At 41.4% G+C, this 13,698-nt stretch carries 14 protein-coding genes, 1 riboswitch and 2 other annotated features; of the genes, 11 read left to right on the forward strand and 3 right to left on the reverse strand.

Features of this window, described 5'->3' with window-relative positions; all coding sequences use genetic code 11:
* Window positions 1-111: 111 nt before the first annotated feature.
* Together JOD21_RS13980 and JOD21_RS13985 are read right to left on the reverse strand one after the other, a co-directional pair.
* Complete coding sequence (locus JOD21_RS13980; RefSeq protein WP_204730213.1) at window positions 112-663, reverse strand: GNAT family N-acetyltransferase; 552 nt, start codon at window positions 661-663, stop codon at window positions 112-114.
* Between the two features lie 292 nt (window positions 664-955).
* A complete protein-coding gene (locus JOD21_RS13985) occupies window positions 956-2,077 on the reverse strand; it encodes an amidohydrolase (RefSeq protein ID WP_204730214.1) in 1,122 nt (373 codons plus the stop codon).
* Window positions 2,078-2,228: 151 nt separating this feature from the next.
* A riboswitch (FMN riboswitch) is annotated at window positions 2,229-2,363 on the forward strand.
* A gap of 120 nt (window positions 2,364-2,483) precedes the next feature.
* On the opposite strand from JOD21_RS13985, the gene ribD reads away from it, so the two are divergent.
* The 5 genes from ribD to JOD21_RS14010 all read left to right on the forward strand — a co-directional run bounded on the left by ribD (window position 2,484) and on the right by JOD21_RS14010 (window position 7,358).
* Window positions 2,484-3,578 carry a bifunctional diaminohydroxyphosphoribosylaminopyrimidine deaminase/5-amino-6-(5-phosphoribosylamino)uracil reductase RibD gene (ribD, locus tag JOD21_RS13990; protein WP_204730215.1) on the forward strand — a complete coding sequence of 365 codons (1,095 nt, stop codon included), beginning with the start codon at window positions 2,484-2,486 and terminating at the stop codon, window positions 3,576-3,578.
* Window positions 3,579-4,214 carry a riboflavin synthase gene (gene ribE, locus JOD21_RS13995; RefSeq protein WP_204730216.1) on the forward strand — a complete coding sequence of 212 codons (636 nt, stop codon included), beginning with the start codon at window positions 3,579-3,581 and terminating at the stop codon, window positions 4,212-4,214. It abuts the gene before it with no gap.
* 19 nt (window positions 4,215-4,233) lie between these two features.
* Complete coding sequence (locus JOD21_RS14000) at window positions 4,234-5,427, forward strand: bifunctional 3,4-dihydroxy-2-butanone-4-phosphate synthase/GTP cyclohydrolase II (RefSeq protein WP_204730217.1); 1,194 nt, start codon at window positions 4,234-4,236, stop codon at window positions 5,425-5,427.
* Between the two features lie 11 nt (window positions 5,428-5,438).
* Window positions 5,439-5,909, forward strand: coding sequence for a 6,7-dimethyl-8-ribityllumazine synthase (gene ribH / locus JOD21_RS14005; RefSeq protein WP_204730218.1), 471 nt, complete (start codon window positions 5,439-5,441; stop codon window positions 5,907-5,909).
* Between the two features lie 159 nt (window positions 5,910-6,068).
* Window positions 6,069-7,358, forward strand: a complete 1,290-nt coding sequence (locus JOD21_RS14010; RefSeq protein ID WP_204730219.1) for an NCS2 family permease — start codon at window positions 6,069-6,071, stop codon at window positions 7,356-7,358.
* Between the two features lie 56 nt (window positions 7,359-7,414).
* On the opposite strand, the gene JOD21_RS14015 is transcribed toward JOD21_RS14010, so the two are convergent.
* On the reverse strand, window positions 7,415-7,693 hold the full coding sequence (locus tag JOD21_RS14015) for a hypothetical protein (RefSeq protein WP_204730220.1): 279 nt from the start codon (window positions 7,691-7,693) through the stop codon (window positions 7,415-7,417).
* Window positions 7,694-7,778: 85 nt separating this feature from the next.
* On the opposite strand from JOD21_RS14015, the gene dapF reads away from it, so the two are divergent.
* The 6 genes from dapF to JOD21_RS19380 all read left to right on the forward strand — a co-directional run bounded on the left by dapF (window position 7,779) and on the right by JOD21_RS19380 (window position 13,698).
* A complete protein-coding gene (dapF, locus tag JOD21_RS14020; RefSeq protein WP_204730221.1) occupies window positions 7,779-8,765 on the forward strand; it encodes a diaminopimelate epimerase in 987 nt (328 codons plus the stop codon).
* Window positions 8,766-8,851: 86 nt separating this feature from the next.
* Window positions 8,852-9,081 (forward strand) — a binding site (T-box leader).
* A gap of 25 nt (window positions 9,082-9,106) precedes the next feature.
* Window positions 9,107-9,292: a binding site (T-box leader), on the forward strand.
* 66 nt (window positions 9,293-9,358) lie between these two features.
* A complete protein-coding gene (trpE, locus tag JOD21_RS14025) occupies window positions 9,359-10,735 on the forward strand; it encodes an anthranilate synthase component I (protein WP_204730301.1) in 1,377 nt (458 codons plus the stop codon).
* Window positions 10,732-11,313, forward strand: a complete 582-nt coding sequence (locus JOD21_RS14030) for an aminodeoxychorismate/anthranilate synthase component II (protein ID WP_204730222.1) — start codon at window positions 10,732-10,734, stop codon at window positions 11,311-11,313. The genes trpE and JOD21_RS14030 overlap by 4 nt, the downstream gene beginning before the upstream one ends.
* On the forward strand, window positions 11,314-12,333 hold the full coding sequence (trpD, locus tag JOD21_RS14035; RefSeq protein ID WP_204730223.1) for an anthranilate phosphoribosyltransferase: 1,020 nt from the start codon (window positions 11,314-11,316) through the stop codon (window positions 12,331-12,333). It abuts the gene before it with no gap.
* Entirely contained in the window at window positions 12,333-13,109 is a 777-nt protein-coding gene (gene trpC / locus JOD21_RS19375; RefSeq protein WP_239581610.1) for an indole-3-glycerol phosphate synthase TrpC, read from the forward strand. Before trpD ends, trpC begins: the two co-directional genes overlap by 1 nt.
* Window positions 13,099-13,698 carry a phosphoribosylanthranilate isomerase gene (locus JOD21_RS19380; protein WP_239581611.1) on the forward strand — a complete coding sequence of 200 codons (600 nt, stop codon included), beginning with the start codon at window positions 13,099-13,101 and terminating at the stop codon, window positions 13,696-13,698. Before trpC ends, JOD21_RS19380 begins: the two co-directional genes overlap by 11 nt.

Below are 13,698 nucleotides of genomic sequence, written 5' to 3' on the forward strand. Positions count from 1 at the left end.
GTATGGCCAGTCGTCCTTTTAGACACAAAAATGCCCCCTTCATAGTAGTAGAGAATTTTTATTATTTCTCTGTCTACTATGGAGGGAGCATATCACATTGATCCGGACTTTTTATGCTTCTAATGCATCTTCAGCTTCATTGTGCTGGCGCATATGGACAAGTGTATATAAATCTTTTGAAATCACATATAGATTAAAAACATTTTCGTCTTTATTAATTTCTTCATAGAGTGATTGATTTGTTTCATTTGCTGAGACAACATAAGGCAGTTTTTCTGCCGCTTTTTGTGAGCGCAAATTTGTCTTGCGGATTCTCAGGTAAACATTTTCAATACCAAGTTCATAAAAAAGCTCATCAAAAAAAGCTTCTTTTGCAGATTGATTATACCCGAGGCCGTGATATGGCTTGCCGAGCCAGGTACCAAGAAAACCACTATTATTTTGCACGTCAAATAAGCTGATCGTTCCAGCAGGGTTTCCCCATTCATCAATAATTGTACGTGAAATGACTTCTCCACGCTCTTCGGCTTCAATCATTTGTTTAATCATAAACATTAGCTCTTCTGAAGAAGATGCCTTTTGTCTCACATATGGGTATACTTCGGGATGCGTCATTAGGTCAAACAGCGCCTGGCTTTCATGTACGTCACGCTTTTTAATCATGGTAGTGCCCTCCTCAAAAGGGCAGTATCCTGGCAGGACCTGAAGAACACCACCCTCGAAATTTTTCATTGCGTTCATAAAAAATTTCGGGGTGGGAATCGAACCCACTAGAACCAGCCTGACGCTGGTGGCGCACCATTTGCCTTCCCTCCATAAAAGACTCATATGACAGTCTTATGGCATCATTGTATTGTAAACTTATTCAGTTACGTCTACATCTTTGCAATTAAATCATACAAAATTATAAGCACTTTGAGAATAGTTTTTTTGCCTTATTTAAAAAAATATTTTTTTACTTTTGATAGACGATTTCACCCTTAATCATCGTAAACGCAGGAGAGGCCATAAAATGAAGCGGATGCTCACTCCACAGGACCAGATCAGCATCCTTACCCGGCTCAATACTGCCAAGTTTTTGTTCCATCCCCAGGTTGCGTGCTGGGTTAATCGTAATGGCTTCGAGTGCAGCCTGAATCGACAAACCTTCACGGACAGCAATCGCTGCGCAGACGTTTAAATACTGAATCGGTGTATAAGGATGATCAGTAGTGATAGATACTTCCACTCCGGCATCAGATAGAATCTGGTAGGTCTTCCACGATTTATTTCTTAACTCCACTTTAGATTTTCTGGTAAATGTCGGACCCACACATACTTTTGCTCCGGATCTTTTTACTTCTTCAGTAATTAAGTGACCCTCTGTGCAGTGTTCGATCCGCAAATCGAGGTTAAATTCTTCAGCAAGCCTGATCGCTGTCACAATATCATCTGCACGGTGAGCGTGAATTCTGACAGGGATTTCTCTGCTGAGTGCTTTTTGTAAGGCGCTGAGCCTTAAATCATTCGTGCCATCAAAATTCTTTGCCAGATAAAGCTGCTCTCTCAACATTCCCATAATACCCATTCTTGTAATTGAATCATTAGATCCGTTCGAGTGCATTCTTTTAGGGTTTTCACCTAAGGCCATTTTTAATCCGGACTCAGGATTTACAATCATCGACTGGACGGTCTTACCATTAGTCTTGATAATCGCTGTGATGCCGCCGATCACATTTGCACTCCCAGGAAGAATATTAACAGTCGTTACGCCATGAGACCTCGCATTGAAAAATCCTTCATCTAATGGGTATACACCATCAATTGCCCGGATATGAGGCGTCATTGGTTCAATCGATTCATTTGCATCATTACCTGCCCAGCCGGTTCCCTCATCGTAAAGTCCGAGATGAGTATGAACATCAATTAAACCCGGCGTTAAGTGCTGTCCTGAGCAATCAATTATTTTTGCATCCTCGTGCCCCTTAATGGTTTCACTAACTTCTTTTATGATGCCATTTTCAATTAAGACATCTCCATATTGAATCATTTGTGAAGTGATTGGATATACGACTGCATCTTTTAATAAGATTTTCATGAAAGCAGCCCCCTCGCTAATATATTTATAATCTAATTTTACTTTAAGATTTTACAGGAGAAAAGAATTTTCAGAAACTTTGAGTCAAATGAACACTGTTTCCTTTACAAACTGAAGTCATTTCCGACATAATAGTAAGACAATCGCATATCGTACCTTTCGGGGCAGGGTGAAATTCCCTACCGGCGGTGATGAGCTGATGCTCTTAGTCCGTGACCCGGTGTTACCGGTGGATTTGGTGAAATTCCAAAGCCGACAGTTATAGTCTGGATGGGAGAAAGGAATCGCGTTTAAATGCATAGCATTAAACGTTTATTTCGTCATGACAAAACTCCCGTTGATCACGGGAGTTTTTTTATTGTATAGACAATCTACAGTCCAGGGATCCGGCTACAGGAGATGAGTAATGATGTATGAAAAATGGATGAAAACTGCAATTAGTCTTGCTGCTGCAGCACGGGGTCAGACTTCTCCTAACCCTGCTGTGGGCAGTGTAGTCGTTAAAGATGGCAGAGTGATTGGAATGGGTGCACACCTCAAAGCAGGCGACGCCCATGCAGAAGTAACAGCACTTAATATGGCGGGAGCCGAGACAGAAGGTGCAACCATTTATGTCACACTCGAGCCATGCTCACATTATGGGAAAACGCCACCTTGTGCTGACTTAATTATTGAGAAAAAAATTAAAAAAGCAGTGATCGGAAGTTTGGATCCAAATCCTAAAGTATCAGGTAATGGGATTCGCAAGCTCCAGCAGGCCGGCATAGAAGTGATAACCGGGATATGCAGCGCGGAGACTGACAGCATGAATGAATATTTCTTTCATTCAATGATGAATAATAAGCCTTTTGTAACCTTAAAAACAGCGATGTCCCTCGATGGTAAAACTGCTACTAAAAATGGCCACAGCAAGTGGGTTACCGGCCCTGAGGCGAGAGAAGATGTACACCTTGACCGACATCTGCATGATGCAATTCTGATCGGGGTGAACACTGTTGTTCATGACAATCCATCCCTTACAGTCAGGCTGGCTGAAGGTGGTATATCACCTCATCGGATTATTCTTGATACACAGCTGTCGATCCCAAGTGAAGCAGGACTTTTACATGATGGCGAAGCACCAGTTTTGATCATTTGCGGGATAAATGCTGATAAAGCAAAAGAAGAGCATCTCTCTTCATTGAATAAAGTAAATGTGTTAAGGCTCAATACGGAAACCATCGAAATTGAAAGCGTGTTGAAAGAATTAAACAAACTGGATATTCATTCCGTATATGTTGAAGGCGGTAGCGAAATTCATGCTTCCTTCATCAGAGAAAAAGCAGTAAACCGGATGATTACGTATATAGCTCCAAAGCTCATCACTGGAAAACTTGCTAAGGGTGTAACCGGCGGAGAAGGTATTGCCTATATGGATGAAGCTTTTGGAATGACAATTGAAAAAGTTGAAATGATAGGACATGACATCAAGATTACAACAGTACCGAAGGGAGATGGATGAATGTTTACCGGATTAATTGAGGAAGTTGGAACTGTCCATAACCTTCAAAAAGGTAAAAATTCAATGATACTGACGATTGACTGTGCAAAAGTCATTGAAGATGCAAAAATCGGTGACAGTATTTCAATTAATGGCGTTTGTCTGACTGTCACGGAAAGAGCTGGAAAACAGTTTTCAGTAGACGTTATGCCTGAAACCATGAAATCTACTACGCTGCATGAGCTGAAAAAAGGTTCTAAAGTAAACCTTGAGAGAGCAATGGCAGCCGGAGGACGATTTGGCGGCCATTTTGTATCAGGGCACGTTGACGGAACAGGTACGATACAGTCAATGAAAAAAGAAGAAAATGCAATCTATATCTATATTCAGGTACCGTCAGATCTCATGAAGTACTTTATGATGAAAGGGTCAGTAGCCGTTGATGGTACATCTCTGACTGTGTTTGATGTAACAAGAGATGCATTTATGATTTCTCTGATACCCCAAACTGCTGATGACACCATCATTGCTTCAAAGTCACCTGGAAGCAAGGTAAATATAGAATGTGATATGATCGCAAAATATGTACAAAACCTGATTCAGCCTGAGCAAAAGGGAATAGATGAATCATACTTAAGAGAAAACGGTTTTATGTGACGAACAGGAGGCATGAGCAATGTTTAATAAAATTGAAGAAGCATTAGAAGATCTTAGAAATGGCAAGCCGGTCATTGTAGTTGATGATGAAGACAGAGAAAATGAAGGTGACTTTATAGGACTTTCAGAAAAAGCAACCCCTGAAATGATTAACTTTATGATTACTGAAGGACGCGGCCTTGTCTGTGTGCCGATTACAGAAGAACGTGCAGATGAGCTGCAGTTAAAACCGATGACTGACACTAATACTGATTCCCATGGGACAGCTTTTACAGTAAGTGTTGACCATAAAGATACAACAACAGGGATCAGTGCACCTGAACGTGCTTTAACCGTAAGAGAGTTGATCAATGATAATGCCTCAGCAGCTGATTTTAAGCGTCCTGGTCATATCTTCCCGCTTGTTGCAAAAAAAGGCGGAGTTTTGAAAAGAGCAGGACACACAGAAGCTGCAGTTGATCTTGCAATGTTAAGTGGCTCTAAACCCTCAGGAGTGATCTGTGAAATCATTAATGATGATGGCACAATGGCAAGGGTACCTGAATTACAGGAAATCGCGAAGAAATTTGACCTGAAATTGATTACAATTGAAGATTTAATTGCTTTTAGAAGAACGAAAGAGCAGCTGGTCAAAAAAGAGGTTGAGACATTCATGCCGACAGAATTTGGTGAATTTAATGCAGTTGCTTATACTGAAATTTTAACAGGTCAGGAACACGTTGCCCTTGTTAAAGGTGATATTAAACCCGGTGAACCTGTTCTGGTCAGAGTGCACTCTGAATGTCTGACCGGAGATGTATTCGGATCAAACCGATGTGACTGTGGACCTCAGTTATATGCAGCTTTGTCACAGATTGAACGGGAAGGCAATGGAATATTGCTTTATATGAGACAGGAAGGCCGAGGAATAGGCCTCGTCAATAAGCTGAAAGCCTATAAGCTTCAGGAAGAGGGACTTGACACTGTTGAAGCAAACCATAAGCTCGGATTTGCAGCTGATTTGAGAGATTATGGAATCGGTGCCCAGATCTTAAAAGACCTTGGTGTTACTAAAATGCGTCTGCTCACAAATAACCCGAGAAAAATTGCCGGTGTCAGAGGTTACGGTCTTGAAGTGACAGACAGAGTGGCAATTCAGATGCCTACAAAAGAACAAAATGCTAAATATCTTGAAACAAAAAAATCCAAACTCGGACACATGCTGAATTTATAGGGGGAATTAACATGAAAAAAGTATTTGAAGGACATTTATCAGGATCAGGATTAAAAGTTGCAATTGTTGTTAGCAGATTCAATGAATTTATTACAGGGAAACTGCTAAGTGGGGCAGAAGACGCACTAAAAAGACATGGTGTAGAAGAGGCGAATGTATCAGTAGCGTGGGTACCGGGTGTTTTTGAAATTCCTGTAGTTACACAACGCCTTGCAAGATCGGGTAAATATGATGCAGTCATCACGCTTGGCACAGTGATCAGAGGTGCAACACCTCACTTTGAATACGTCAGCAGCGAAGTATCTAAAGGAGTCGCTAAAATTGCTCTTGATGAAGGTATGCCGGTCATCTTCGGCGTATTAACAACAGATACAATTGAGCAGGCGATTGAAAGAGCAGGTACAAAAGCAGGAAACAAAGGCTGGGAAGCTGCAACTGCAGCCATTGAAATGGCCAGTCTGTTTAAAAGAATGGACGTATAAAAACCGTATTAAAAGGAAGGCCGGGATAAATATCCCGGTCTCTTTTTTGATCTCAAAGGATGACAGAATGTAAAGTTCGTCGTATAATAAACTCTTGTGGCTCGCCGGATTCCGGTATGAGCGGGTAGGGAGAGGGCGCTTGCAAAGGCAGGCTATATAATGAAATCAGGAGGATTTTTTGAATTAGAACAACATGGTACTTCAGTTAAAAAAGAGGTAACCGCAGGCATTATCGGCTTTTTTACGATCGTGTACATTGTAGCAGTCAATGCATTGATCCTGTCAGAATCCGGTATGCCATTTGAAGGAGCTGTCATTGCAACCATTGCGGTGAGTGCTTTGGGATGTATATTGATGGCGGTGATTGGTAAAGCACCAATCATACTCGTTCCTGGAATGGGTATTAATGCGATGTTCACCTATACTTTGGTGCAATCAATGGGGTTTACATGGCAGGAAGCATTAACCATCGTCACGATTTCAGGTTTACTGTTTGTGGTAGTTGCTTTTACAAAATTGTCAGGTGTACTGAGTGAAGCAATTCCTCAGTCACTGAAAGATGCCATTACAGTAGGACTTGGCTTTTTCCTGTTGCTTATAGGACTTGAAAAAGGTTCATTGGTTATACAGGGGGAAAATTCAATACTGGCAATCGGGCATTTTAATGAGCCACAGGCATTGGCAACGATCCTGACGCTAATATTTGCGCTCGTTCTATTCATTAAAAACGTGCCGGGTCATTTTTTATGGACCATTCTTTTTGGAACAGCACTGGCTTTTGTAATGGGGATTACACCTGACACTGCAGGCAACTCAGCGATTACCGCAGATTCTGCTGTCTGGTTTCAGCTTTCATTTGATTCCTGGCTCCAGATTCCATTCTGGATCGGTGTGTTCTCGATGACAATGGTACTGGTATTTGAGAATATCGGGCTGGTTCATGGACACACTGCGTTTATTAAAAGGCCGGAGAAATATTCAGGTGCACTGAGAGCAAATGCAATTTCAGCATTCAGCTCGGGACTTCTCGGATCAAGTCCGACAGTTTCGACTGTTGAATCAACTGCCGCAATGGCTGCCGGTGGACGTACTGGCTTAACTTCACTGACAGTCGGTGTTTTATTTATCATTTCGGCTGCTTTTATTCCGTATATGGGTTATATTCCAGACCATGCGATTGCTCCGATCTTAATTATTATCGGTATCTTAATGATTCAGCAGATGAGGCATATGAATATGGAAGATTTCACAGAATCTATTCCATCTATCATGCTGATTGTGATGATCCCGTTTACTTACAGTATTGCAGACGGCATAGCGATCGGATTTATACTCTATCCGTTGATGAAATTTGTAACCGGCCGCTGGAAAGAAGTAACGGCACCACTCTTAATTATATCAATTTTATTCCTTGTATATTTTGTTCTTCACTTTATGCCTGGGGTATAACTATACACTGAACGTTAAAGAGGACCGTCAATTGACAGTCCTCTTTTTTAATAGATTCATTCTTCAGCCAGTTCCGGAATAAACTTTTTCTGGATTTTTATATATCTTTTCAGTTCAGCCCCCAGTTTTCCACGTACACCTTTATAAGGCGTAGCAGCTGCAATATGTGCAGGTGAAGGGAAAATGCCAATGTCATTCATGCTGATCTCGACAGGACCTTCATATACTACCTCTTTTAACCACCTGACTTGTACATGAACGGTAATCATATAACCACTGTCTGATTTAGACACCTCCAGCACATCGAACCTGAACTTCACATCTTCCTGATTCATAAATTACCCCCTGACAGTCTGATTGCACGAAAACAGTATTTATGGCATTGTATTTAAAACAAAGTTTATTTAAGGAGAGGTACAAATGGTATCAGCTATTTTGTCTCACGGCTCTAAAAATCATTTTATCATAATAGATGAAAATGAGGCCTCAATCGATATTCATGATCATTTAAGAAAGCAGTGGGCGTTAAGTCTATGTCAAAAAACACAGACAGACGGCATATTATATATTTCTGAAAGTGAAGCAGCATACGCAAAAATGAGAGTATTTAATTCAGATGGTTCCGAAGCTTCCATGTGTGGAAATGGCTTGAGATGTGCAGCAAGGTATATCGCTGAAAGAGACCAGATTCAGTCATTTAAAGTGGAAACGATGAAGGCGGTTTTACAGGTTGAACAGGTAGACGAATTGTATGGAAATATCCCTACTTATTCAGTAGAAATCTCACCTATTCTATTTAACCTTGATTCTCTTCCGTTATCACTGAACGAAAAAACAAAACTGGTGCTTGAGGCTGTCTCTGACTGGGACAAAGACCTTTCATTTACAGCCCTTGCTGTTCCTAACCCGCATATCATCACAAATGTAACAGTAGACCAGATCAATTCAGACAGTCAGGAAGAATTGGCATCATCTTTTAACAAAGAAAATCCATGGTTTTCTGATGGTGTAAATGTCAGTTATGTAGTGGAGCTTTCTGAGGGTGAATTTTTTGTCAGAACCTACGAGCGCGGGGTCGGTTTCACGAATGCCTGTGGAACAGCGATGTCATCATCGAGCCTTGTACAGGTCATTGCAGGCAAGTGGAAAGCCGGTGAACCATTAAATATTTTTAACGATGGCGGCAGGGTAAAGTGTATGGTTCACAAAAAAAATGACGAATTTGATCATATTGACCTGATCGGGAATGCAACATTCACACATCGTTTGACGCTTCAGTTGAAAGAAAATGGAGACGCTTTGATTGAAAAAACTGTTGAAACAGGTGAAGATAAAATCTATGAGCAAATGTCGGAAGCTGCAAAAGATTACCTAAAGAAAGTTGCTCCAGATCTAAAACTCAGATAATCTGCTATTATCAGAGTTGTTAAAAAAATTAAAGTTAAACTGTTGACTTTTTTTCCAATACCATTTAATATCATCAACAATAACAATTTAACGCAATGAAGGAGAGTAGTAACACTTCATTCTTTTCAAGAGAGCTGGTGGCAGGTGAAAACCAGTAAAGAATCAGTGTGAATGGACTCCGGAGCACCGGTCTGAAAGTTCAGTAGGATCAGGCGGTTCGTCACCGATAGCTGACGGCGCAGACAGTTTGTCGCGCAATGAGTGGGTTTCTTAATGAAATCAATGAAGGTGGTACCACGGGCTTCCCGTCCTTTTTTACAGGACAGGAAGCTTTTTTATATGGAAAAACGTTGAACAGGAAGAGTATGCAGTGAGCACAGTTAAGAGAGCCTGCGGGTGGTGAGAGCAGGACTGTAGCACTGACAGAATGGACCTGGGAGTGAGTCCGGCTAATGCCCGTTACAGCATCATGAAGAGGGAGCATTGCTCCAACTGAGGTGGCACCGCGGTATCATACCGTCCTCCGTACAGAACCATTTCTGTGCGGAGTTTTTTTATATTTAAAAGAGGTGAGAGAGTTGAGAACAGAAGAGATGAGTTATGCAGTAAAAAAAGTAATGGGAGATTCATTGACCCCTATTTCGATTTTTCAAAGTGTAAAAGGAAGAAAAAAATGTCTGCTTGAGAGCTCTTTAAAGCATGAGGAATCAGGACGATATTCCTTTATTGCTGCAGATCCGTTCGCAGAGCTGAAAGGAATAAACGGTGAAACAGTCGTAACAGCTGAAAATAGTGTCCAGGATGTGGCTCAAAAGCCGATTGCACACCTGAAGGAATTATTAAAAACGTATCATATACAGACTGAAGAAAGTCCGGTGGCCGGCGGAGCAATTGGTTATATCGGATATGATGAAGCAGCATCTTATGAAAATATCGGGCAGACACCTGATGATCAGCTCGCTATGCCTGATACACACCTGATGTTTTACAGTACGATCATCAGTTATGACCACAAGAAACATGAAATAACCGTTTTTAAATTTGACCCTGAGCGTAAAATGTCACATTCAGCGCTTGAAAGTAAAATTGATGAGGTGATCAGCCAGATATTTGACTTCAGCAGTATTACCCCTCAGCCGGATCAGACAGAAGTTTTGCAGTATGAGTCGAATATGGACCGGAAATTATACGAAAAGTACGTCGAAGAAGCAAAGGAATATATCCGTGCAGGTGATATCTTTCAGGTTGTTCTTTCGCAGAGGTTAAGCGCACCTTTTAATGGATCACCCTTTTCTTTTTACAGAAACCTTAGAAAAGATAACCCTTCACCATATATGTTTTATATCGATTTTGAAGATTACATTGTCCTCGGTGCCTCACCGGAAAGTCTGATTAAAGTGGATGGCAGCACAGTCACGACTAATCCTATTGCAGGAACGCGTAAACGTGGACGTACTGAACAGGAAGATATCAGTCTTGCAGAAGAACTGCTGAGTGATGAAAAAGAGTGTGCCGAACATAAAATGCTTGTAGACCTTGGCAGAAATGACCTTGGCAGAGTATGTGAGACGGGATCCATTTCTCTTTCTAAGTTCATGGTAATCGAAAGATATCAGCATGTGATGCATATTGTCTCCGAAGTAAAAGGTACGCTAAAGTCGGAAATTGACCCATTAGATGCATTAGTAGCAGCACTGCCAGCAGGAACCGTGTCCGGCGCACCCAAGATCCGTGCGATGCAGCTGATCAATCAATTCGAGCCGGTTAAAAGAGGCGTATATGCCGGTGCAGTAGGTTATGCCGGCTTCAATGGCTCAATGGATTTCGCACTTGCCATCAGAACAATGGTCATTAAAGACCAGACCGCACACGTTCAGGCTGGAGCAGGTATAGTCTATGATTCGATTCCTGAAAATGAATATGAAGAAACGATTAATAAAGCAAAATCACTGCTGGAGGTGGGACGATGATTGTACTAATTGATAATTATGATTCGTTCACTTATAACCTTTATCAGTATTTAAATGAATATGACGAGGTAAATGTTTTAAGAAATGATGCATTTACAATAGAAGAGCTGAGAGTAATGAATCCTGATTGTATCGTGATTTCCCCGGGTCCAGGCCATCCGGATGATGCAGGGAAATGCATAGAGGTCATTCAGGAGCTGGGAAGAGATATTCCGATTATCGGAATCTGCCTTGGTCATCAGGCGATAGGCGCAGCCTATGGAGGCAACGTCATCAGGGCAAAAAATATTATGCATGCAAAAGAATCACTGATCAATCATTCAAGAGCAGATATTTTCGGTGATAAAAAACAGATCAGTGTGATGAGATATCATTCACTGGTCATTGAAAAAAACAGTCTTCCTGACTGTCTGGAGCCAATTGCCTACTCTGATGATGATTATGAAATTATGGGCGTTATTCATAACGAGCATCCTGTACTCGGATTGCAATTTCATCCGGAATCAATCGGTACTGAGGAAGGCAAGGAACTGCTAAAGCAGTGCACTGATTTTATTACAGCGAAGGAGAGAGTCTAGATGAGAAAGTATATTGAGTTAGCTGAGCAGAGAATTCATTTAACAGAAGCGGAAATGACTGAGGCTGGTAGATGTATGTTTGATACAGAAACATCCCAGGAAGAGATTCAGCAGTTTTTGCTGGCGTTAAAAGAAAAAGGAGAAACTTCTGATGAGATCAGCGGTCTTGTCAGAGCTGTAAAAGAAATTGCGGGAACTTATGAAACGACGGCTGAAAATATTATTGATAATTGCGGTACTGGCGGAGACGGTTCACAGAGTTTTAATATCAGCACCTGTGCAGCTTTTGTAATCTCCGGTGCAGGAGTTCCGGTAGCAAAACACGGCAACCGCAGTATTTCAAGTAAAACCGGCAGCGCTGACGTACTTGAGCACCTTGGTGTCAGACTGGACTTTACTAAAGATGAAATGAAGGAATTACTTGATAAGCACCACATCACTTTTTTATTTGCTCCACATGTGCATAGCGGCATTAAAAATGTCATGAAAGCGAGAAAAGCACTGGGTGTGCCTACGATATTCAACCTGATTGGGCCTCTTACAAACCCGGTACAATTATCATCACAAATGATTGGTATTTATAAAAGAGACATGATTCATACGATGGCACTGGCAATGAAAAAAACAGGTCGTAATAGAGGTGTCGTACTTAACGGTGCAGGACACATGGATGAGGCTTCACTAGCAGGAACGAATTATCTCGCTCTTCTAGAAGATGATCAAATTAAAGAATTTACGCTTCATCCTGAAGAGCTTGGGTTATCTGTTGTTCCTAATGAAGATATTAAAGGTGGAGATTCTGTAGAGAATGCAAAAATTCTGCTTTCAGTTTTATCCGGTGAAGATTCAGTGTACCGTCAGACAGTTGTATTGAATGCAGGTATTGCATTATTTGCATCAGGTAGAACATCTTCAATCAAAGATGGAATCAAAGAAGCAGAAAAAAGTATTGATTCAAAAGCAGCTTTAAACAAGTTAAATAAACTCATAGAATTCAGCCAGAAGAAAGCGGTGGTCTAATGACAATCCTGGATAAAATTATTGAAAAGAAAAAAGAAGAACTGAAAGCTGATACTGCCATTTATTCAACTGTAGGAATTAAACCACTGCCGTTTCGAATTGGCCAGCACGAAAAAATGAGTATCATTGCAGAAATTAAAAGGGCTTCACCTTCAAAAGGACTGATCAACCCTGATATAGATCCTGTATCACGTGCGAAACTGTATGAGGAAAATGGTGCTTCTGCCATCTCTGTTCTGACAGATGAATCATTTTTCCAGGGATCAATTGATGACCTGAAAAAAGTAGCTGAAGCTGTTTCTATACCTGTATTATGTAAAGATTTTATGATCGATAAAAGACAGATTGATAAAGCAGCAAACGCAGGCGCGTCAATGATTCTGCTGATTGCAGCAGCATTGTCTGATGACTTAATGAATGAGCTATATCAATATGCAAAAAGTCTGAAATTGACTGTTCTGACAGAAGTGCATAATGAAGAGGAGTTGCAGCGCGCTCTTCATATAAATGCAGAATTAATCGGAGTGAATAACCGTAACCTGAAGACATTTGAAGTGGATTTAGGTATTAGCGGCACGCTTGGTCAAACAATCATTCAAAACGGGTTGTCCTTTGTCAGTGAAAGCGGCATTTCTTCGGAAAAAGATGCTATTGCAGCAGCTGAGACAGGAGCATCAGCTGTTCTTGTTGGAGAAGCATTAATGAGAACAGATGCCCCGGGCGAACTATTACAGTCGCTTCAGGTTCCATTAAAGAGTGATACACATGCTCGTTAAAATCTGCGGATTAATGAACAAACAGGACGTCACTGCAGCAGTAGACAGCGGAGCCGATTATCTGGGCTTCGTATTCGCTGACAGTAAGCGGCGGGTAACACCAGAACATGCTGCGCGAATCAGTAAGGATGTGCCTGGACATGTCCGTAAGGTTGGGGTATTTGTTAACTCCACAAAGGAAGAAGTTGAGGAAACAGTACGTGTTGCAAAACTTGATCTTATTCAGCTTCATGGCGAAGAATCACCTGAATTCTGTCTTGATATGCCAAAGCCTGTCATCAAGGCATTCAGCATCAGCAGCAATTCAGATCTCAACAAGTTTGAAGAGTATGATGTAAAGCATATTCTGACAGATGCACCAGGAGGGAAATATCGCGGCGGGAGCGGTCATACCTTTGACTGGACAGTGCTTAAAGGGGGTTCTGCTGAGATCTTTCTGGCAGGAGGCCTGACCCCTGAAAATGTGTCAGCAGCAATCCGCGAAACCTCTCCTGTCGGTGTAGATGTATCAAGCGGTGTGGAAACGGATGGGAAGAAAGATCATTTAAAAATTCATTCGTTTATTAAAGAAGCTAAAAGGAGCTGTTAA

It is taken from the genome of Jeotgalibacillus terrae, assembly GCF_016908195.1.
Lineage (GTDB): Bacteria > Bacillota > Bacilli > Bacillales > Jeotgalibacillaceae > Jeotgalibacillus > Jeotgalibacillus terrae.

Excerpts from the sequence above, each read along its gene's own strand:
- dapF (WP_204730221.1), top strand. The coding sequence starts at position 7,779 with ATGGTATCAGCTATTTTGTCTCACGGCTCTAAAAATCATTTTATCATA.
- ribD (WP_204730215.1), top strand. The coding sequence starts at position 2,484 with ATGATGTATGAAAAATGGATGAAAACTGCAATTAGTCTTGCTGCTGCA.
- trpD (WP_204730223.1), top strand. The coding sequence starts at position 11,314 with ATGAGAAAGTATATTGAGTTAGCTGAGCAGAGAATTCATTTAACAGAA.
- JOD21_RS19380 (WP_239581611.1), top strand. The coding sequence starts at position 13,099 with ATGCTCGTTAAAATCTGCGGATTAATGAACAAACAGGACGTCACTGCA.
- trpC (WP_239581610.1), top strand. The coding sequence starts at position 12,333 with ATGACAATCCTGGATAAAATTATTGAAAAGAAAAAAGAAGAACTGAAA.
- JOD21_RS14000 (WP_204730217.1), top strand. The coding sequence starts at position 4,234 with ATGTTTAATAAAATTGAAGAAGCATTAGAAGATCTTAGAAATGGCAAG.
- trpE (WP_204730301.1), top strand. The coding sequence starts at position 9,359 with ATGAGTTATGCAGTAAAAAAAGTAATGGGAGATTCATTGACCCCTATT.
- JOD21_RS13985 (WP_204730214.1), bottom strand. The coding sequence starts at position 2,077 with ATGAAAATCTTATTAAAAGATGCAGTCGTATATCCAATCACTTCACAA.
- ribH (WP_204730218.1), top strand. The coding sequence starts at position 5,439 with ATGAAAAAAGTATTTGAAGGACATTTATCAGGATCAGGATTAAAAGTT.
- JOD21_RS13980 (WP_204730213.1), bottom strand. The coding sequence starts at position 663 with ATGATTAAAAAGCGTGACGTACATGAAAGCCAGGCGCTGTTTGACCTA.
- JOD21_RS14015 (WP_204730220.1), bottom strand. The coding sequence starts at position 7,693 with ATGAATCAGGAAGATGTGAAGTTCAGGTTCGATGTGCTGGAGGTGTCT.
- ribE (WP_204730216.1), top strand. The coding sequence starts at position 3,579 with ATGTTTACCGGATTAATTGAGGAAGTTGGAACTGTCCATAACCTTCAA.
- JOD21_RS14030 (WP_204730222.1), top strand. The coding sequence starts at position 10,732 with ATGATTGTACTAATTGATAATTATGATTCGTTCACTTATAACCTTTAT.
- JOD21_RS14010 (WP_204730219.1), top strand. The coding sequence starts at position 6,069 with ATGAAATCAGGAGGATTTTTTGAATTAGAACAACATGGTACTTCAGTT.